This window comes from Corynebacterium sp. c7Ub_26, assembly GCF_053760365.1.
Genome location: NZ_JBSNBL010000003.1, coordinates 1 through 18,924, shown reverse-complemented (window position 1 = coordinate 18,924; position 18,924 = coordinate 1). Strand labels below are relative to the sequence as shown.

The following is an 18,924-nucleotide window of genomic DNA, read 5'->3' as shown; positions in this document are numbered from 1 at the left end:
TGGTGAGGGGTATTCGCGTTAGTCCTTCTGCACGCTGATGTCGTTGTGAGCTAGCCATTCTTTTGCAATACGCGCGGCCCGTTTTTGATCGGTGACGCTTTCGTTGTTGAGTCCCGCCAGGTCCTCTGTCGTCATCTTTTTACTTATTGAATTGATGATGTCCTCTGCTTTGCCATCCTTAAAGTTATTCAACTTCTTACTAGGAAGAGGAACGACATTTGACGGGAGGAGCAGGTGCTGTGGGTCATCGAGAACAGTGAGATTATTTTTCTTGATGGCTGGATCTGCGCTGAAGATATTCGCCACCTGAATTTTTCCGTCCGTCAGCGCCTTGACTGTTAACGGCCCGCCAGAATCTTCGATAGGGGTGAAGTCAACATCGACGCCGTACACCGCTTTAAGTCCCTTCGGCCCGTAGGGGCGGGATTCAGCCTCTGAGGGTCCTCCGTATTTTACCGACTTCGGCACGCGCGCAAGGTCACCGACGCTGTGAAGGTGATAGCGCTGGGCAAAGTCATGGGTGACGGTGTATGTGTCCTGGTCCGACGCGGGCGAGTAGTTGAGGAGGTGAAGCCCCTGTGGCGTGGCGTGAACGAGGTCGCGATACACGTCGTCAGGATCTTTCGCAGCTGTCGCGTCGTCATCATCCCCGTGTGATGATTCTTTCTCGAAGTACTGGAGTAAGTTTCCCGAATATTCGGGGATAAGGTCGATCGATTGGTGCTCTATTTCTGGGATATAGACCTCACGCTGTCCTATCCGAAATTGTCTATCAACCTTAATGTCGTTCTTTTCGAGCGCTTGAGCATAAATTTCGGCGATTATTTCATTCGAATAGTAGTCCTGTGAACCGATAACGACGGTATCTGAATCAGCACTCCCACTGGACAAAGGATTAGATCGCGCGCACGACGATAACGTGAGGATAAGAAGGCATGAGGTGGCGATGGCCGCAATAATCGTGAAAGATCGTGATCGTGACTGTGACAGGGATCGCGGTCTTATACCTGTAAGAACTGTGTCGCTGGCGGGAAACGGGGGTCGGCGTGATGCGGTGTGTGCGTAATCCAACCGGTTGATCGTCATGGTAAGTGTCCCAGCTTTGGTGTCTGTAGTTTGTGTTGCAGGGTGGGAGTTTTTATCCACTGCATCGTTGCAGCTACATAGCTATCGTTAGCTCTGCCGTAAGGATTAATGAGCGCCGAACCGATTCCCAGCCCATTTCTGAGCACGCCCAAGGACGGCATCAATGACAACTGCGAGCGCAATGACAATAAGTGAAGATCCCAACATTTCGGAATAATCGCGCGATTTCAATCCTGCGAACAGGAATCGCCCAAGCCCAATATCAGCGGTGTATGCCGCCAGCGTTGCTGTCGCGATGACTTGTAATGTCGCCGCCCGAATTCCACCCATAATGACGGGCAATGCCAGTGGTAGTTCGACGGAAGTGATGACTTGCCAGGGCGTCATTCCTATTGCTTGGGCTGCCGACGGAATATCCGGCGAAATCGATTCCACGCCAGAATAAGCTCCGGCCAATAAGGATGGAATAGCTAAAACAATGAGCGCGAGGGTGGGCGCTTTCAATCCGATTCCCAGCCACAGTCCGAATAGCGTCAGCAGTCCCAACGTAGGGATCGCGCGTGCTGCTCCGGTCAGCGCGCCAATGAGGCCAGCTCCTCGTCGAATATGGCCAATGACTATTCCCGTTGGTATTGCTAATACAGAAGAAATAGCAACAATCATTAGCGTGAACCATAGGTGTTCAATCAATCGCTGTGTGATCGAATTAGTTCCTGACCAATGATCTGCCGAAAAAGCCCAGCTTAGGGCGTCAATAAAATAGTTCATGATGATGCGCCACCCGATGCGTGGCTCCATGGGGTGAGTAGCCAGGTAAGACCTTGAATGATGGCGTCGATGACGAGGGCAACGATAATCGTGGCGACGATACCTGCAGTGACTTCTGCTGTTATGCCGCGCTGAAAACCGTCGGTGAGCAGTGAGCCCAAACTAGGGATACCGACGAGTGCGCCGATGGTGACCAGGCCAATCGTGGAGGACGCGACAACGCGGAGCCCCGACGCGATGACGGGAATAGCCAGCGGTAGATCGACTCTCCAGAGGATTGTGCGGGGGGAGTGCCCGAGGGCGAGTGCCGCGTCCCGAGTGTGTGCATCGACGGAGGCGAATGCGTCGGCCGCGGTGCGGACAAGTAACGCCACACCATAGACCGTGAGCACGGTGATCATCGTGAGGTTTGATCGCAATGGTGTGCCAATGATGATCGGAATTGTAATGATAAGTGGTAAGGAAGGCACTGCGTACATGAGAGAGGCCGCATTTAGCAATGGCCTACCGAACAGAGGGTGGGAAAATGCATAGCGCCCTATTGGAATGGCAATAAGTAGTGAGAAAAGAATCGGGGGCAGCGCTAATTCAAGGTGTTGGCGCGTTAATTCCGCAATATCCTCCCAATTGGTGATCACCCAATTCATGAGGTAAGAACTCCCACGCTTCTTCCATAGGAATCAACAGCAACTGTTTGTCCATTGACTGTTCGCGTTGTCAATCTCCTATTTGTATTGCTTGCTCCAGTAAACGATGCAACGAAGTCATTCTTTGGGTTGGTCATTATCTCGGAAGGTGATCCATGTTGCGATATCACTCCACCTTTTTCGAGAATAACGACCGAGTCGCTAAGCCGAAATGCTTCGTCGATGTCGTGGGTCACAAAGAGGATCGTTTTCCCCAATTCTTGTTGGAGGCGCAGGAGCTCGTCTTGCAAGTCCCGACGGACGATCGGATCAACAGCTCCGAAGGGCTCATCCATGAGCAGAATGTTCGGATTTGATGCAAGGGCCCGTGCCACACCAACCCTCTGCTGCTGACCGCCAGAGAGCTGGTGGGGGTATCGCTTGGCTAAGGCTGGATCGAGCCCCACGCGCCCCATAATCTTTCGAGCGTTTTTCCGGGCCTCGCGACGAGGTGTGCCTTGGAGCGTCGGTACGACGGCAATGTTCGCTTCGACTGTCTTGTGGGGCATGAGCCCGCCAGATTGCATGACGTACCCAATTCGACGCCGGAGGTCGACGGCGGACTCGTCCATGACGTTGTGACCGTCGATGCAGACTTGGCCGCTCGTGGGCTCGGTCATGCGGTTAACCATGCGTATTAACGTCGTTTTCCCTGAGCCGGATGTGCCGACGAGTGACACGATGTGATGTGACGGTATGACCAGTGAGAAATCGTGGACGGCGGTTGAGCCATCTGGGTAGGTCTTGGATACGTGATCGAAGGTAATCAATTATTAGGCCTCCTCAGCAATAGTATCGAGGCTATCAGAATTCGACGTACCGGGGCCGGGAGGTAGTGGGGGGAGAGTGGTTCTTCTGGGGTTGAGGTGGTGTTGAGGAAGTGGCCGAAAAAGAGGTGGCTTACCAGGCGATTTTGTGAATTTTAGGTGGTTAACGTAGTCTGTAGCAGCTGCTGCAGAGAACTCTGTAGCGCGTGCTCTCATCGTCTAGTGGCCTAGGACTCCGCCCTTTCACGGCGGCAACACGGGTTCGAACCCCGTTGAGAGTACAGCGCCCCCAACCTGCTATTGCAGGTCAGGGGGTATTTTTCGTTTGTCAAGGCAGGATCTTCGGCCCGCTTGACTACATTTTGGCTACATCCTAAACAGGCCGTCCACTCCCCGGTCGGCGTATAAGCTTCGTAAAGCGCTTTTGTGATCCGTAAAGCCCGCGCTCAACACGACTCGCTGGTACAACACGGTCTATCCCTGGGCGTCTTCTTTGCTTGAGCTCTCTTTCTTCGCCTTTTTACGTTTTCGAGCCCAGAAATCAACATCCCAGATAGTAGTGTTCATGTGAATCACCATGAGGGGAAAGAACCATTTAGGAGTGTGTCCCGAATACATGGGATCGTCTTCGTCGGATACGGCGATTTTCTTGACCCCGTAATAACACCACATGACATCGATGATGATTGTGGCCAGGAGGGTTTGCCAGTCCATAAACACATAAATGGGGGCTAAAGCCGCGGTAAAGAGGAAATGGAGTACTCCGACTAACCATTGTCCTAAAAAGAAATTATGTCCGCCGAGGCATGAGCTCCACACTGCAAATTTGTAAGCACGGGATTTCGTTCTTTTTACTTCTTTGAAATCAACATAGCGAGAGTCGAGATCATGTTTCTCGGGGATGTAGTCAAACACAATCAGTACCCTCCGGATATCGAAATCCTGGTCGCTAACAGGCTGGACCTGCGTTTATGACCTTTTCCGAATTCTATTGAACTCAATGGAATAGATACCTCCCAGAAGTAGGCTAATTCCTCCGACTTCTTTCGGAACGACACCAAAGACATACGGGATGCAAGCGACAATACCGACCACGCCGCCGATCACAGTGAGATATAAGATTGTCTTCGAAGAGGACATCTAGTTCACTTCATCTCGTCCGTGACGGGCAGCCACCGCTACCCTGAGTGTGTTACTAGGCTAAGTATATCGAACTTAATTCCAGTGTCGTTCCGGGCGAAGGTACTTGGCCGTGTCTAAGTCGGTCCCGCTAGCCGCGAGTGGCCGTTAACCCCCATTGCAGCCTGAGCTGCCAGTAATTAGTAAACGCCCGGCAAACAGCAGCCGGGCGAATACATGGTGGATCTATCTACGAGAGCTCTTTAAGGACCTCCATTCCTCGTTTCGGGTAATCGGTGATAAGCCCGTCGACGCCTGCATTATCGATAAAGTACTTGATGGTCTCTTTATCGTTGACTGTCCAAGGGAGAACTTTGATATTCATTCCGTGCGCTTTTTCTACATAGTCGCGGTCTGCGACGGGGTGGAAGTCCTTGTCGCCAACCTTCGTGTCGTAGGGCTGCGCATAGCCAGGCGACGTGATCTGAGCCCCGAGCGCCTGGATCGCCTTGAGGGCATCACCGTCATACTTCTCGTAGGTGTAATCGGCTAGCCACGGTGAATCTTTTTTCCACGTGGTCTCGTCGTACAACGCGGCTAAGGTGACGTCGGGCTGCTGTTCTTTCAGGATTTTGAGTGACCGCCAGTCGAAACTTTGGATGGTCACTTTGTCACGGACGCTGTATTGGTCGACAACCCCCATGATGGCTGAGACGAATTCTTCCGGTGTTGCGGAGACTTCTCGCTTATCCGCCTCAATCTTCGTTTCAATGTTGTAGCGGACGTCGGCCCCTTTTTCTTTAACGAGGCCAAAAACGTCGTTGAGCTTCAGAATGTGGTTATCGGGGGCCACCTTCTGGTCGGGAAAATCAGCTAGCTTTTTGTCACACTTCAGCGTGCTGATCTGATCCCACGTCAGATCATGAACATTTTTGCCGACGTACGGGAATTGCGGATCATCAGGCGTGGCGGGTTGGGTGTCAGAGCATTTCTCGTCCTCAATTTTCGGATCGTGCCACACCGCCGGCACGCCGTCCTTCGTAAGGACAATGTCCATTTCGAGAGTGCGCGCGCCTTCATCGATCGCTGTTTCAAAAGCTTGTTTGGATTCTTCGGTGTTCTCACCACGGCCACCGCGGTGCGCCTGAAGGTCAAAACTTGCGAGATCGACGTGGTTTCCGCTGGTCTTCTCTGCGGACTGTGTCGTCGAGTCTGATGTTGCCGACGTGGCGCTGGAGGTGTCATTGTCGTTGTCAGAGCTGCTGCATGCTGCAAGCGACCCGACGGCTGTAAGCAGAAGTGCTGCGGTGTAAATCCGTGCCCGGGGAGTTCTCATTACTTGGCTCCTTCGCCGTTACTCTGTGTGGTGGTGCTGTTGGTGGTTGCCTCGGTTGTCTCAGTTTTGTCGGTCGCGTCCGCCGGGGTCGCGTTGACCGTGGAATGATGCTCCATCAGCAATTTTTCATCCTTGCCGACGCCGGCAATAAGAGCAATTGCGATGAAGGCGCAGACCAGCAGGAAGATGAAAGTGACATTCCATCCCCAGTGCTTGATGATAAAGCCGATTCCTGTGGAGGCAAGCGTTGCACCAACGACGTATCCCATGAGCCCGGTGAATCCAGCCGCTGTGCCCGCAATATTTCGTGGGGCGAGATCGATGGCTTGGAGTCCGATCAGCATGACAGGTCCGTAGATAAGTCCGCCGATGAGGCTGACTAACAGCAAAGGAATCCACAAGGGGGAGTTATGGGGGACGAGCCAGTAAGCAAGGGTGCACAGAGCAACCGCACCGAGGAAGAGGATCCCGGTGCTTGTGCGATATCCGCGGAATATCTTATCGGTGACCCAGCCACATATGAGGGTGCCAATAATTCCGGCAATTTCGAAGGTCGAGAATCCGGCGATCGAGCCGTTGAGACTAGCGCCGTGGATGTCGTGGAGATACACAGGCGTCCAGCTGAGGATTCCGTAACGTAGAACGTAGATAAAGATGTTGGCCAGAGCTAGGAGCACCATAACGCGATTGGTTAAAATGTGGCGCCAAATGATGGTGAAGGTCGACTGGTTCGCGATCTCGCTGTCGTCGATTGCGTCGGTTTTGGCCGGATCGTTCCGGTACTCCTCGATGGGAGGGAGGCCTTCGGATTCCGGGGTGTCCCTAATTAATAGGAAAGCGATGAGAGCAAAGATGAGTGAGATAATGCCTGGAAGCCAAAACGCTGATTGCCATTGATTTCCTGTGATGGACAATGCCCATGCGATCGAGATACCGACGCCAGCACCGCCCACGTTGTGAGCGCAGTTCCAAATTGCCGTTTTCCACCCGCGCTCTGTCGTCGAAAACCAATGGACGAGGGCGCGGCCGGACGGAGGCCAACCCATGCCCTGGAACCACCCGTTGATGAACATGACGAGAGTGAAGATGGCCACCGTGGCATGGAGGGCGGGGATGGTTCCCAAAAGGATGTTGGTGATGCCTGACAGTGCGAGGCCGAGTGGCATGAACAGTCGTGCGTTCGCGCGGTCAGACAGCGTGGCCATCATGAACTTGGAGAGGCCGTACGAGATATAGACGGCGTTGGCAATAATGCCGATGGCGACCGTATCGAGGATGCCGTCGTTCTTGATCAGTGCGGCGACCGGCGAAATGTTGTTTCGGACCAGGTAAAAGCCTGCATATCCTATGAATATCCCCATGAATACTTGCAGACGGAGCCGAGGATATTTATAGGCGATTTCGTCTGCGGGCAGCAGGGGTTGTGGTGGAAGCACGCGGAAGGATAATTGGCGCGCAGTTTTCTCTTGTGACACGCCAAATATTATGCGGTTGCTGGGACCCTAAAGAATATTATCAATTGGTAACCGTCGCATCGGTCGAGGTCAGACAGGCCCGTATATCCCCCGAATGGGGATAAAACCCTCATCCTTAAGTGACGGTTGCGTAGGTTTCGGGGCCCTCCGGTGGCCCCGCGACGGTTTAGAGCATTTTTTCGCGCTGTTTTCTTACAGAAAACGCCCTTGACGTGGTGATTTGTGGACATTCTGTGTTCTGTGTAGAGTTCTAACACGTTCGAGCGGCTCCCCGAGAGAGCTACTCAACACAATCGGCACTCTATTAATAGAAGTGTTGATGGCCCTGTGGCGCAGTTGGTTAGCGCGCCGCCCTGTCACGGCGGAGGTCGCGGGTTCAAGTCCCGTCAGGGTCGCATTTATTTCGGCCGGACTTCATGTCCGGCCGTTTTCGCATTCCGGGGGACCAGCAGCATCGCTGTCGTAGAGGCCGCCGTTGTAGGGGCCGAATTTGATCCCCCAGTACTGCCGTGTTTCTCCTGCATAAATGGGTAGTTGGGAAGCTCTACCGTAAGCTACCTGTAGACGGATAGCCATCAAACTGGGAAACGCGGGGAATGCAGTGAAAATCTGCAACTGACGCGCAACGGTGACACGCTATTTTGCGTTAAGTCCGGATACCGTGTTTTGCCTTGGAAGGCTATCCGTGAGCTTCGATATCTCGCGTTTAGGTAGAGAGGATAGTTTTTCCATGCGCGGTTTCTCACTCTTTTCCCACACAGGTCCCGACCATTCGTGGAGGACTTCAACCCTGGCAAGCCAATCAACACGCAACCGCCGAATAACACGGAAACGCGGGTTGAGCGTCGCTATTCTCGCGTCGGTAACGATGCTGGGAGTGACCGGTTGTCAGTCGGGAAATGAATCCTCAAATGATGCAGAAAAGTCAGCATCGGATAGCGCTTCGTCGAAAGGGGATCAATCGGGAGACTATCCGGTTACCCTGAAGAATTGCGGCCGGGATTTAGAGATTAAGCAAAAACCTGAACGCGTCGTTGCTTTAAACCAGGGTGTGACCGAGGAATTATTGTCAATGGGCTTCGGTGATCGAGTTGTTGGTACAGCGACCTGGACCGATCCTATTTTGGATAATCTCAAGGCTCAGAATGACAAGATCAAACGTTTGTCCGATAACAACGCCTCAATGGAGACAGTTCTTGACCAAAATCCGGATTTTGTAGCCGCGACATTTGCGCAAACGTTGGCTGATAGTGGTTCCGGAAGTTACGAGAGCTATAAGAAGGTCGGTGTACCGGCATATCTCGATCACACGGAATGCACGAAGTCGGATAAGCCGGGTGATAATGGCGACGGTGGTCGGAAAGAAAAACTCCGGATGTCTGATATCTATACAGATATCCACGATCTCGCCGAGATCATGGGTGACAAAGCCGCAGGTGATGGCCTTCAGAAGAAGTTAGAGGACCGCATTGCCAACCTCAGCTCTTCAAGTAAAGACATTCCGTCCGGGACGTCTATAGCCTTTTGGTTTGCCAATTCAGAAAGCCCGTACATGGCAGGCGGTAAAGGCGCGCCCCAGATTATTGCGGACCAGCTCGGGCTCAAGAATGTGTTTGAGGATAACTCGGAAGAATGGCCACAAATTGGGTGGGAAGCCATAGCAGCGAAAGACCCCGATTATCTCGTTGTGGGAGACCTCACCCGTAAGCAGCAAACTGCTGAGACCGCTAAGGAAAAGATCAAATTCCTTAAAAATAATCCGGTCACGAAGAATATGAAGGCAGTGAAGAATGACCATTTGATTGTGGTTGCCGGTGGTGATCTCAACCCTGGAATTCGCACTGTTGATGGCATGGAAAAGGTTGCTCATGCTCTCGCCGATGGCAATAAGAATGATGGTCAGGGCTCCTCAGAGGACAATTCTCCGTCAGAGCAGGGGAATAAAGAAGAGTGACGTCGACAGTCAAACTCTGGATTCTCGTTAGTGCATCGCTGGTAGCTCTTTTTGTCTCAATTTTGTTTTCTATAACGTTGGGGCCATTGAGTGGTTCGATGACCGATGCATGGCGAGTTGTCGCTTTCAAACTAGGACTTAGTTCGACGCCCGAAGGGGTCACTCTTTTAGAGCAGAACGCGATTTGGGAATTGCGTATGCCACGTGCGTTGCTGGCTGCAGTGGCAGGTGCTGCGCTCGCCATATGCGGTGCCGTGCTGCAGTCTTTGCTACGCAATGGTTTGGCCGACCCCTACCTGCTTGGTATCAGTTCCGGAGCCTCGGCTGGGGCCGTAGTGGTCGTTCTGACTGCCTCGACGGCGGCGTCGTTTGTGATGGCATCGGGAGCTTTCGCAGGAGCACTAGCAGCGTTTTCGCTCGTCCTTCTCCTCGCCTGGGCGGCGGGGAATGGTAACCACAACATTATTCTCGCGGGCGTTGCCATTACTCAGCTCTTCTCCGCGCTCACCAGCTTCCTCATCATGTTTTCAGCCGACGCAAACACCACGCGCGGAGTGTTGTTCTGGATGCTGGGCTCATTGGCGAGTTCATCCTGGCAGACGGTTGCTCTCAGCGCTGCCATTTTCGCGGTCAGCTTCGTGGTGCTCTTTTGTCATTCGACGGCACTGGACGCCTTCACTTTCGGCGCCGATAGCGCGGCGTCACTGGGCATCAACGTCAAGCGCGTCCGCATGGTGGTTATCGGCGTCGCCTCCCTTTTAGCCGCGACGATCGTGTCCAGTTCCGGGGCGATTGGTTTCGTCGGCCTGGTCCTTCCGCATGCCGCTCGGCTGATTGTGGGAACCGGTCACCGCCGGGTGCTTCCTGTCTCTGCTGCTCTGGGTGCCATTCTGTTGGTCTGGGTCGACGCCCTGGGCAGAACGGTGGCTGCGCCTGTCGAGATTCCCGTGGGCGTCATCACGGCCCTCGTGGGGGTCCCGTTGTTCATCACTCTGTTAGTCAAGCAGGGGAGGGGGAGGCGTACTCATGTCTAACAACCATGATGCAGCAACTAATCACGCCACGAACACGGACCAGTCGGTGTCGTTTGTTGTTTCCGACGTGAGCTCCCGCGTTCCTCCAGTGAATAACGTGTCATTCGAGGCCCGTTCAGGTGACACGGTCGGAATAGTCGGGCGTAATGGGTCAGGCAAGACCACTTTGTTGCGTGCTATCGCCGGCCTGGCGCCACATTCCGGGCACGTCACGATTGATGGTGAAGATTGGGATGTGATCCCGCGGAAGATTCGCGCACGTCGGATGGCTTTTGTCGCGCAACACAACGTGGCTAGTGCCGACGTCACCGTCCGGGATGTTATCGCGTTGGGGCGAACGCCGTATCTCGGTGTGCTCGGGATGCGCCAAAGCGACCGCGACATGGTGGTGGCGTCGGCACGAGAGGTGGGAGTGCATGACCTGCTTGATCGGCGCTTCGTCCATCTATCAGGCGGTGAGCAGCAGCGTGTGCATCTCGCGCGCGCTCTGGCGACACAGCCTGATGTGATCCTGCTTGATGAGCCGACGAACCACCTTGATATCAGTGCTCAACTGCAGCTGATGGGGTACGTGTCGAGCTCGAGTTTGGTGACCGTCGTGGTCCTCCACGACTTGAACCTAGCCGCGAAGTTTTGTGATTACGTCATTGTTTTGGATGGTGGGGACCCTGTTGCTGCGGGACCGCCGCGCGATGTTTTCACCGAAGAGGTCATTGAGCGGCACTTCGATGTGGAATCGCGCGTGTGGGAAACTCCGGATGGGATTAATCTTGAGTTCCACTCGGCGACGACTAACGCTGGTTGAGTAGCCAGATTCCGTCGACTGTGCACCCCCTGTGCGGCCTTGTAGGCGTTGTACATGCAGGGTGTGGGCCTATTTGCGTTCCTTCTCAGACGACAGGTAAAGTATCGTCTCGTGCGTGAAGCCCGGTTTACCTGGGCTGACGTGGTGGCCAGATAGCTCAGTCGGCAGAGCGTTCGCCTGAAAAGTGAAAGGTCGCCGGTTCGATCCCGGCTCTGGCCACATCCCCCCCTACTACACCGTTGTGTGGAGTAGGGGTTTCCTTCGTTTAATCCGTCTAGAGTGGGCTTATGTCAGATAACGATGTCAATGCCCACGTTAAGCATGAAGCTGATCGTCACCGTTTCATCATTGAAGTCGACGGTGAGATAGCAGGATTCGCCGAGTACGCTCCCACAGCCACTGGGGACGTGCGGGATTTCCACCACACTGTGGTGCATCCCGAGTTCCGCGGCCAGGGGCTGTCGTCCAAGCTTATTAAGTCAGCTCTCGATGAGACTAGAGAAGCCGGCATGCATATCATCCCGACGTGTTCCGCCGTTGCCCACTTTGTGTCCAAGAATCATGATTACGCCGACCTAGTCGTGGACTAGCTGCGACGTTGGCCCACTCGTCCACCAGCTCCTGTGAAGCGTCTATGAAGCGTCTGACTTTTTAGATCCACCCTTGAGCGGGTTGTGAGCACTCGTGACGTATTTGTCGGGGTCAACCAGCTTGGTGCACTCGCATTCCTTGCGTCGCCTGCACGTTGCGGGGATTCCGACGGCGATGCAGTTTGCCGGGATATCTTTCGTCACAACGGCGTTCGCGCCGATCGACGTATTGTCACCGATCGTGATCGGCCCGAGCACCTTCGCACCAGCGCCGATGGTGACGTTGTCGCCCACGGTGGGGTGACGCTTGGTTTGTGTAAGCACCTGACCGCCCAGAGTCACGCCGTGATAGAGCATGACGCCGCTGCCAATTTCGGCAGTTTCGCCGATGACAACGCCCATCCCGTGGTCGATGAAAAACCTGCGTCCAATCGTCGCGCCGGGGTGGATCTCGATTCCTGTCATAAATCGGGTGAATTGCGAGAGTATGCGGGCAGGGCCTTTCCAGCCGCGTTCCCACCAACAGTGTGCTACTCGGTACGCCCAAATCGCGTGAAGACCTGAGTAGACCAAGGCGTTTTCCGCGTCGCCTCTGGCTGCAGGGTCATGTTCGCGTGCGTTGCGCAGATCCTCTTTGAGGGTTGTGATGATCGAACCGAGCATGCCAAGAAGAGTACCTGTTATGAACAAAACGGGCAGATGGAGGGTGTCCATCCGCCCGCGCGGCCTCCTCAGTGGTCGGGATCAGCCGGCAGGTTTAGCCGTCTTCAGCCGTCGGAAATAGCCAGCTTTAGTCGTCGCGAAGACCTTCGAACAGCGGCGTGGAAATGTAGCGCTCACCGAAGTCGCACACCACAGTCACAATGGTCTTGCCCTTGTTTTCCGGCTTCTTCGCTTCCTGAAGCGCAGCCCAGATGTTACCGCCGGAGGAAATCCCGCCGAGGATACCTTCCTTCGCAGCCGCCGCCTGTGCCGTCGAAACGGCGTCCTCAAAGCTGACGGTCAACACATTGTCCAGGATGTCGCGGTCAAGCGTCTCAGGGTAGAAGTTGGTTCCGATTCCCTGGATCTTGTGAGACCCCGCGCGGCCCTCAGAGAGCAGCGGAGAATCGGATGGCTCGACACCAACAACTTTGACGTCGCTCTTTTGTTCTTTCAGGTACTTGCCGACGCCGGTAATGGTGCCGCCAGTGCCGACACCGGCAACGACAACGTCGACGTTTCCGTCGGTGTCGTTCCAGATCTCAGGCCCGGTAGTGTCGTAGTGCTTCTTGGGGTTGGCCGGGTTGGTGAACTGAGACGCCAAGATGGAGTTTTCGGTGCTATCGGCTAGTTCTTGAGCCTTGTCGACGGCACCCTGCATGCCTGATGGGGGCGGGGTGAGGACGAGTTCTGCACCGAGTGCGCGGAGGAGTGCGCGGCGCTCTTTCGACATGGATTCCGGCATGGTGAGCACTACTTTGTAGCCGCGTGCGGCACCGACCATAGCCAGGGCGATGCCGGTGTTTCCGGATGTTGCTTCAATAATGGTGCCGCCGGGTTTGAGGGAACCATCGGCTTCGGTTGCGTCGATGATTGCTGCACCGATGCGGTCCTTCACCGAGTTTGCGGGGTTGTAGTACTCCAGCTTCACGAGGACCTCTGTGTCAAGGTCCTTGGTGAGAGTGTTCAGTCGAACTAGTGGCGTGTTGCCGACGAGTTCAGAAACATTGTCATAGACTTTTGGCATGGGTGAATCTCCAATTCGTGATTTCTAACCGGTCCTTGGCCTAATGGCCACAGACCTTATTTTCGCTGCGTGCTGAGGGGATCGTAGTTGTAGTCCCTCGCCGTTCGTCAGTCTACGCCCTCTTCCCCGAAATGAATAGACAGATCGGTCTGTAACGTGCAAGTGTGCACTGAGTTTGTAACGCGCGAACGCCTATTGAGAACGAAAACTGCGTTTCGTCCCGTATGGCCGGACCTCACGTTAGGATCGTCCCCACAGACCTCGACTGGATCGCCGAGGCTCGGACGGCCACAGATCTGGAATGGGGGTCTGGCGTAAAAATCCAGTTGAGACGAACATGTCATTAACACTGAGTACTAACGCTGAGGTGGAAATTACATGGCTAGTAACGCGAGCAACAACGCGGAGGACTCGTCGACGATGAACGAAAAGAATAGTGAAAATAAAGCGAGCGAATCGACAGTTCGGCCCGATTCGGCTGAATACGAGACGGTGCTGGTGTCACAGGACGATCGCGTAGCGACGGTGGCGCTGAATCGTCCACGCGCGCTCAATGCGCTCAATGCGACGTTAGTGCGTGACTTGGTGGATGCCGTTGAGAGTTTGGATACCGATCCATCCGTCGGCGTGATTGTCATAACCGGATCTGAGAAGGCTTTCGCCGCGGGCGCAGACATTAAAGAGATGAAGGACCGCACCTTTCCTGAGATCAGGGAACGACGGATGTTCGGCGAGCTCGATCGCCTGCGCGAGGTTGATACGCCAATCATTACCGCGGTGTCGGGGTACGCGCTGGGGGGCGGGTGCGAACTGGCCATGACCGGCGACGTTGTGTTGGCCTCGGAAACCGCGCGCTTCGGGCAGCCGGAAATCACGCTCGGAATTATTCCCGGCCTCGGTGGTACTCAGCGTTTAACTAGGGCAATCGGTAAAGCGAAGGCGATGGATTTGGTGCTAACGGGTCGGCCGATGAGTGCCGACGAAGCTGAACGCTGCGGCTTGGTCTCCCGGGTATTTCCCGCTGACTCGTTCACCGAAGATGTTTACGAGGTTGCGAAAACCGTCGCTGGTTTCAGCGCTACAGCTCTTCGCGCCGCGACGAATGCTGTGGATCGAGCCTTTGAGACGACGTTGTCCGAGGGGCTTCGTGCGGAGAGAGAAAGCTTCTACAGCCTGTTCGCCACTGCTGACCAGAAGGAGGGGATGTCGGCCTTCGCTGAAAAACGCCCGGCGAAATGGCAGCACAACCAGTAGAAATTGCTGCTAGTGCATCCGTGCCAGTGTGTTCGGCATGCCAGTGTGACTTCATGAAAGAATGACACGTATGAGTGCGTCGAAGACGGAACAACGTGACTTTGCTCAGCCGATTGACCGCGTGTACGAAATTTGCTGTAGCGAGGAATTTCTACTGCGAAGTGGTGGCACGTCCGAGCGGCCGGTAACAATCGTTGACTCGCACTATGAACATCGCGACGACGGCTCAGTGTTCTCTGAGGCGACGGCTGAACAGGTCATGCAGCCGCCGGAGGATGCTGGCGAGGGCGCCAAGCCGAAAACACTGCGCATGACGCAGTCGAGTACGGTCTTTCCGTTGGAAAATAACTCATTCCGCATTGAAAGTGAAGCGTCGCTACCGGGGAACACTGGGCGGATGAGCATCACGTTTCGCTATTCTGCGTCGTCCGGTGGGGTTGAGCAGAGTGAAACTAATCAAGTTGGTGAAAAATCGCTCGGTTGCCATGTTGAGGCGAAGGCGATCGCGAAGTCTCGTATTCCTGTCGTGGGGCGGAAACTCGAAAAAAGCGTCGTCTCGAGTCTCGGCTCCTCCTTGGATAGGACGATTGAGCGGATAAATGATCTGGCCATCCAGACGTGGGGGCAGTAGGTGTGCTGGGATGATGAAAACACCGCGCTCAACACGCATGGGGGTAGAGGGGGTAAAAACAACGGAACCGTAGGTTTTAATTTTTGGTTTTAGACGGCGCTAAACCCCCTTTATAGCGGGCTATCATTCCGTCGTCTTATTGTGAGGTTTCGGTTGCCGTTTCGTCATTCTGGTGGCTCGTTGCGTTCATCATTTCGTGTGTCCTTTTATGAGCCGGATGCCTTGATGTATGCACATATTTACTGTAAGTCCTGGTAGATAGGTTTTTATGTGCCGGCTGGCGATCGGATATCGGTGCGGTGGTAAAAAGCGGTGCGTAATTTTGCTGCTAAAAGAATATGAGAAATCTTATTTATCTCTGTGAGAGAAAGTTCACATTTTTCCGCACTCGCGTAGCCTGCTCACAGTGGAAAACCCCTGCTCATAGCCGGTGAAACGATCGTCGATGATCGTTTGAATCATCTGGTTACATTTTGTAGGGCAATTTAGTGGCTTTATAGTGAAGCTCGAAGCGTGTTTTTGCCCCCATCGGGTGTAACCCGGTGGGGGATACCAGGAGGGTAGTCGTGGACGCACTACGATACAAAGACGATGGTGAAGCCGTTCGGAGAGCTCTCGCCTCGTTGAAGAACGCCACCGGAATTCCCGTGACTATGTATGGCGCAATCGAGAGGGATAACAGCCTTAAGATCAACGCGTGGGTTGGGCTTCGTACACCGGCTTTACACAATCTTTCCATTGACGCCGGTTCAGGTGTGGGCGGTCGCGTAGTAACGACCCGTCGTCCGGTCGGTGTGAGTGATTACACCCGGGCAAAGGTTATATCTCACGAGCACGACCGTGCCATTCAAGATGAGGGCCTGCACTCCGTGGTTGCGGTACCGATCATCGTCTCTCGTGACCTGCGCGGCGTGTTGTATGCAGGCGTTCACTCACCAGTCCGCCTAGGTGACAAAGTCCTCGAAGAAGTCACGATGACTGCTCGCACTCTTGAACAGGATCTCGCTGTCGGCGATGCTTTCCGTCGCACCGACCCGAGCCGCGGTGGCGGGAAGAGCGGCCGGTTGATGAACGGTGCCGAGTGGGAGCAGGTTCGCTCTACCCACTCAAAGCTCCGGATGCTGGCGAACCGGGTTGAGTCTGATGATCTCCGCCAAGAGCTTGAACAGCTGTGTGATCAGATGGTTCAGCCAGTTCGGGTAAAGCAAACGACTAAGCTTTCCGCACGTGAGCTGGACGTTTTGGCCTGTGTGGCCTTGGGTCACACCAACGTGGAGGCCGCGGAAGAGATGGGCATCGGAGCGGAAACCGTGAAGAGCTATCTCCGTTCGGTGATGCGTAAGTTGGGTGCGCACACCCGCTATGAAGCGGTGAATGCTGCTCGTCGCATTGGGGCCCTGCCGTAACACAGAGCTCTGGACGCTGAGACCGCCTGTACCGTTACAGGTGCGTCTACAACGAGTCGCGTGTGCCTCCGCCAACCCATTTCACGTCGTTTCCGTCGTTCGCCACACGCGACAAAATAAACAGCAGGTCAGAGAGCCGGTTGAGGTACTTGGCGGGCAGCTTCGACGTCGTGTCCGGATAGGCCTCCACAGCTGCCCATGCCGCCCGTTCCGCACGCCGCACTACTGCTCGCGCGTTCTGCAAGAACGCCGACGTCATTGTTCCCCCGGGCAGTATGAACGAATCGAGTTTCGGCAAGTCTTCATTAAATTCGTCGCACCATTTCTCGAGGCGGTCGATGTAGCCTTGCTCAAGCCGAAGCGGGGGGTATTTCGGATCCTCGACGACGGGCGTTGAAAGATCGGCCCCCGCGTCGAAAAGTTCGTTCTGAATAATGGCGAGCGCGGATTGTACAGCGTCGGGAAGTTGCGACTTCTCGGCGCTATTTTCAGCTGCGAGAGCCATGCCGATGATGGTGTTCGCCTCGTCGCACGTCGAATATGCGACAAGCCGTGGGTCGTTTTTGCTGACGCGCGAAAAGTCGGACAGTCCGGTGGTTCCGTCGTCGCCGGTTCGTGTGTAGATGCGGGTGAGATGGACGCTCATGATTTTATGTTACGTCCGAGCCGGTCTACGTGGTCCCCATTCGCCTGCTTTATATAGCCCCGTCGCCCATGAACGGTTTCGTCCAGTCGGCAAGAAATACTCCACGAATATTTTTGATAACCGCGCTGCTAAGACGGGTTTCTGCGCATTCCCGATCATGCTTGTTTAACCTGTAAGTGTGAGTGACGTGAAATCCCGAAACGATAGTTTCAAGGTAACTGGTGGAGCCCGTTTGCAAGGGCAGGTTCGTGTGGCGGGGGCGAAGAACAGTGTCCTTAAGTTGATGGGGGCCGCGTTGTTGGCCGAGGGCACGACGGTGCTGACCAATTGCCCCGAGATCGCCGACGTTCCTTATATGGCTGACGTCCTGCGGGGGTTAGGGTGCCGAGTGGTTCTGGATGGGCCGACGGTTTACATCACGGTTCCAGAGCACGTGACGAGTGACGCAGATTTCGACGCTGTGCGTAAGTTCCGCGCGTCGGTGTGTGTGCTCGGGCCGTTGACTGCTCGTAGTCACCGTGCGGTGGTTGCCTTGCCAGGGGGAGATGCGATCGGGTCGCGCCCGTTGGACATGCACCAAAGTGGTCTCGAAAAGCTGGGTGCGACGACGAAAATCGAGCATGGTTGTGTCGTATCTGAAGCTGAAAGTTTGCATGGTGCGTCGATTAAACTCGATTTCCCTTCGGTTGGTGCGACGGAGAATATTTTGACGGCCGCGGTGTTGGCGGAGGGCACCACCGTTCTGGATAACGCTGCTCGCGAGCCTGAGATCGTGGATTTGTGCACGATGCTCTCAGAAATGGGCGCGAAGATTTCGGGGGCTGGCTCGAACACGATCACGGTCGAGGGGGTTCCTCGGCTGGACCCGGTTCGCCACGAGGTAATCGGCGACCGGATTGTCGCGGGTACCTGGGCATATGCCGCTGCTATTACTCAGGGAAATATCACCGTCGGCGGAATTGATCCCTCTTTCCTCCACCTTGTTCTGGAGAAAGTCAAGGGTGCGGGCGCCGAGGTAGAGACCTATGCGACGGGGTTCCGCGTTGTACAGAACCACCGCCCGAAGGCTGTCGATTACCAGACGTTGCCTTTTCCCGGCTTTCCGACGGACCTCCAACCGATGGCGATTGCGTTGTGTTCAGTGTCGGAGGGGACCTCGGTGATCACCGAGAATGTCTTCGAGTCGCGTTTCCGGTTTGTTGATGAAATGACCCGCCTTGGTGCCGACGCCTACATCGACGGCCACCACGTCATGATCCGAGGGGTGGAACAATTGTCGTCTGCCCCGGTATGGAGCTCCGACATTCGCGCAGGTGCCGGGCTTGTTTTGGCCGGTTTATGTGCCGACGGCATGACCGAAGTCAACGACGTTTATCACATAGACCGCGGTTACCCGGACTTTGTGGAGACGTTGACGGAGCTGGGAGCGACCATCGAGCGTGCCCACCACGACTCTGCGGAGTGATGCTTTGTGCACCTGCAGCGCGATACTCGGTAGGCACGTGGAGCGTTCCCTTGTAGACCTACTGCATGGTCTCTCCCAAGGGCGATTTTCACTGAGCACTACTGGGGTCAACTAGATTGCCGACGTCGTAACGGTCGGGAAGGGGTCGCGTGTGCGGTCCCTTTTTTGTTTTG

Annotated in this window: 18 protein-coding genes, 3 tRNA genes and 1 riboswitch; of the genes, 11 read left to right on the top strand and 10 right to left on the bottom strand. The window is 54.9% G+C overall.

All coding sequences use genetic code 11. The features are described 5' to 3' along the window. Positions 1 to 18: 18 nt before the first annotated feature. The 4 genes from ACWORE_RS05875 to ACWORE_RS05860 form a co-directional block, all read right to left on the bottom strand. Positions 19 to 1,086 carry an ABC transporter substrate-binding protein gene (locus ACWORE_RS05875; RefSeq protein WP_455303136.1) on the bottom strand — a complete coding sequence of 356 codons (1,068 nt, stop codon included), beginning with the start codon at positions 1,084 to 1,086 and terminating at the stop codon, positions 19 to 21. Between the two features lie 105 nt (positions 1,087 to 1,191). Continuing rightward, entirely contained in the window at positions 1,192 to 1,854 is a 663-nt protein-coding gene (locus ACWORE_RS05870) for an ABC transporter permease (protein ID WP_455303135.1), read from the bottom strand. Next, the gene (locus ACWORE_RS05865; RefSeq protein WP_455303134.1) at positions 1,851 to 2,501 is read right to left on the bottom strand and encodes an ABC transporter permease; all 651 of its coding nucleotides are present in this window, start codon (positions 2,499 to 2,501) and stop codon (positions 1,851 to 1,853) included. The genes ACWORE_RS05870 and ACWORE_RS05865 overlap by 4 nt, the downstream gene beginning before the upstream one ends. After that, positions 2,498 to 3,310, bottom strand: coding sequence for an ABC transporter ATP-binding protein (locus ACWORE_RS05860; RefSeq protein WP_455303133.1), 813 nt, complete (start codon positions 3,308 to 3,310; stop codon positions 2,498 to 2,500). Before ACWORE_RS05860 ends, ACWORE_RS05865 begins: the two co-directional genes overlap by 4 nt. A 205-nt stretch (positions 3,311 to 3,515) precedes the next feature. On the opposite strand from ACWORE_RS05860, the gene ACWORE_RS05855 reads away from it, so the two are divergent. Further along, positions 3,516 to 3,588: transfer RNA gene (locus tag ACWORE_RS05855), tRNA-Glu, on the top strand. A 193-nt stretch (positions 3,589 to 3,781) separates the two neighbouring features. Here ACWORE_RS05855 and ACWORE_RS05850 read toward each other — a convergent pair. The 3 genes from ACWORE_RS05850 to ACWORE_RS05840 all read right to left on the bottom strand — a co-directional run bounded on the left by ACWORE_RS05850 (position 3,782) and on the right by ACWORE_RS05840 (position 7,237). Then, complete coding sequence (locus ACWORE_RS05850) at positions 3,782 to 4,222, bottom strand: hypothetical protein (protein ID WP_455303132.1); 441 nt, start codon at positions 4,220 to 4,222, stop codon at positions 3,782 to 3,784. 454 nt (positions 4,223 to 4,676) lie between these two features. Next, positions 4,677 to 5,762 carry a glycerophosphodiester phosphodiesterase family protein gene (locus ACWORE_RS05845; RefSeq protein WP_296137352.1) on the bottom strand — a complete coding sequence of 362 codons (1,086 nt, stop codon included), beginning with the start codon at positions 5,760 to 5,762 and terminating at the stop codon, positions 4,677 to 4,679. Beyond that, the gene (locus ACWORE_RS05840) at positions 5,762 to 7,237 is read right to left on the bottom strand and encodes an MFS transporter (protein WP_455303131.1); all 1,476 of its coding nucleotides are present in this window, start codon (positions 7,235 to 7,237) and stop codon (positions 5,762 to 5,764) included. The genes ACWORE_RS05845 and ACWORE_RS05840 overlap by 1 nt, the downstream gene beginning before the upstream one ends. 321 nt (positions 7,238 to 7,558) lie before the next feature. Here ACWORE_RS05840 and ACWORE_RS05835 point away from each other — a divergent pair. The 6 genes from ACWORE_RS05835 (at position 7,559) to ACWORE_RS05810 (ending at position 11,620) form a co-directional block, all read left to right on the top strand. Continuing rightward, a tRNA-Asp gene (locus ACWORE_RS05835) sits at positions 7,559 to 7,632 on the top strand. A 197-nt stretch (positions 7,633 to 7,829) separates the two neighbouring features. Continuing rightward, positions 7,830 to 7,898, top strand: a riboswitch (cobalamin riboswitch). A gap of 69 nt (positions 7,899 to 7,967) precedes the next feature. After that, on the top strand, positions 7,968 to 9,191 hold the full coding sequence (locus ACWORE_RS05830; RefSeq protein ID WP_406605598.1) for an ABC transporter substrate-binding protein: 1,224 nt from the start codon (positions 7,968 to 7,970) through the stop codon (positions 9,189 to 9,191). Continuing rightward, positions 9,188 to 10,225: a FecCD family ABC transporter permease gene (locus tag ACWORE_RS05825; protein WP_455303130.1), complete on the top strand. Its 1,038-nt coding sequence runs from the start codon at positions 9,188 to 9,190 to the stop codon at positions 10,223 to 10,225. The genes ACWORE_RS05830 and ACWORE_RS05825 overlap by 4 nt, the downstream gene beginning before the upstream one ends. Beyond that, positions 10,218 to 11,030 carry an ABC transporter ATP-binding protein gene (locus tag ACWORE_RS05820; protein ID WP_296137363.1) on the top strand — a complete coding sequence of 271 codons (813 nt, stop codon included), beginning with the start codon at positions 10,218 to 10,220 and terminating at the stop codon, positions 11,028 to 11,030. Before ACWORE_RS05825 ends, ACWORE_RS05820 begins: the two co-directional genes overlap by 8 nt. Positions 11,031 to 11,176: 146 nt before the next feature. Further along, positions 11,177 to 11,249, top strand: a tRNA-Phe gene (locus tag ACWORE_RS05815). Positions 11,250 to 11,317: 68 nt separating this feature from the next. Further along, a complete protein-coding gene (locus tag ACWORE_RS05810; RefSeq protein WP_296137364.1) occupies positions 11,318 to 11,620 on the top strand; it encodes a GNAT family N-acetyltransferase in 303 nt (100 codons plus the stop codon). Positions 11,621 to 11,662: 42 nt separating this feature from the next. On the opposite strand, the gene epsC is transcribed toward ACWORE_RS05810, so the two are convergent. Together epsC and cysK are read right to left on the bottom strand one after the other, a co-directional pair. Next, positions 11,663 to 12,283 (bottom strand): serine O-acetyltransferase EpsC, encoded by a 621-nt coding sequence (gene epsC, locus ACWORE_RS05805; RefSeq protein WP_455303129.1) that lies wholly within the window; start codon positions 12,281 to 12,283, stop codon positions 11,663 to 11,665. 127 nt (positions 12,284 to 12,410) lie between these two features. Further along, positions 12,411 to 13,349, bottom strand: coding sequence for a cysteine synthase A (cysK, locus tag ACWORE_RS05800; protein WP_455303128.1), 939 nt, complete (start codon positions 13,347 to 13,349; stop codon positions 12,411 to 12,413). 378 nt (positions 13,350 to 13,727) lie between these two features. On the opposite strand from cysK, the gene ACWORE_RS05795 reads away from it, so the two are divergent. From ACWORE_RS05795 to ramA, 3 genes are all read left to right on the top strand, one after another. Beyond that, complete coding sequence (locus ACWORE_RS05795; protein WP_296137371.1) at positions 13,728 to 14,603, top strand: enoyl-CoA hydratase-related protein; 876 nt, start codon at positions 13,728 to 13,730, stop codon at positions 14,601 to 14,603. 70 nt (positions 14,604 to 14,673) lie between these two features. Continuing rightward, a complete protein-coding gene (locus ACWORE_RS05790) occupies positions 14,674 to 15,234 on the top strand; it encodes a DUF2505 family protein (RefSeq protein WP_455303127.1) in 561 nt (186 codons plus the stop codon). A 566-nt stretch (positions 15,235 to 15,800) separates the two neighbouring features. Then, on the top strand, positions 15,801 to 16,640 hold the full coding sequence (gene ramA, locus ACWORE_RS05785; RefSeq protein ID WP_296137375.1) for an acetate metabolism transcriptional regulator RamA: 840 nt from the start codon (positions 15,801 to 15,803) through the stop codon (positions 16,638 to 16,640). Between the two features lie 46 nt (positions 16,641 to 16,686). Here ramA and ACWORE_RS05780 read toward each other — a convergent pair whose 3' ends face one another. Next, positions 16,687 to 17,286, bottom strand: a complete 600-nt coding sequence (locus ACWORE_RS05780; RefSeq protein WP_455303126.1) for a cob(I)yrinic acid a,c-diamide adenosyltransferase — start codon at positions 17,284 to 17,286, stop codon at positions 16,687 to 16,689. Positions 17,287 to 17,473: 187 nt separating this feature from the next. Between ACWORE_RS05780 and murA the strand changes: the two genes are divergently transcribed. Next, positions 17,474 to 18,751: a UDP-N-acetylglucosamine 1-carboxyvinyltransferase gene (murA, locus tag ACWORE_RS05775; protein WP_455303332.1), complete on the top strand. Its 1,278-nt coding sequence runs from the start codon at positions 17,474 to 17,476 to the stop codon at positions 18,749 to 18,751. The last annotated feature ends 173 nt before the right edge of the window (positions 18,752 to 18,924 follow it).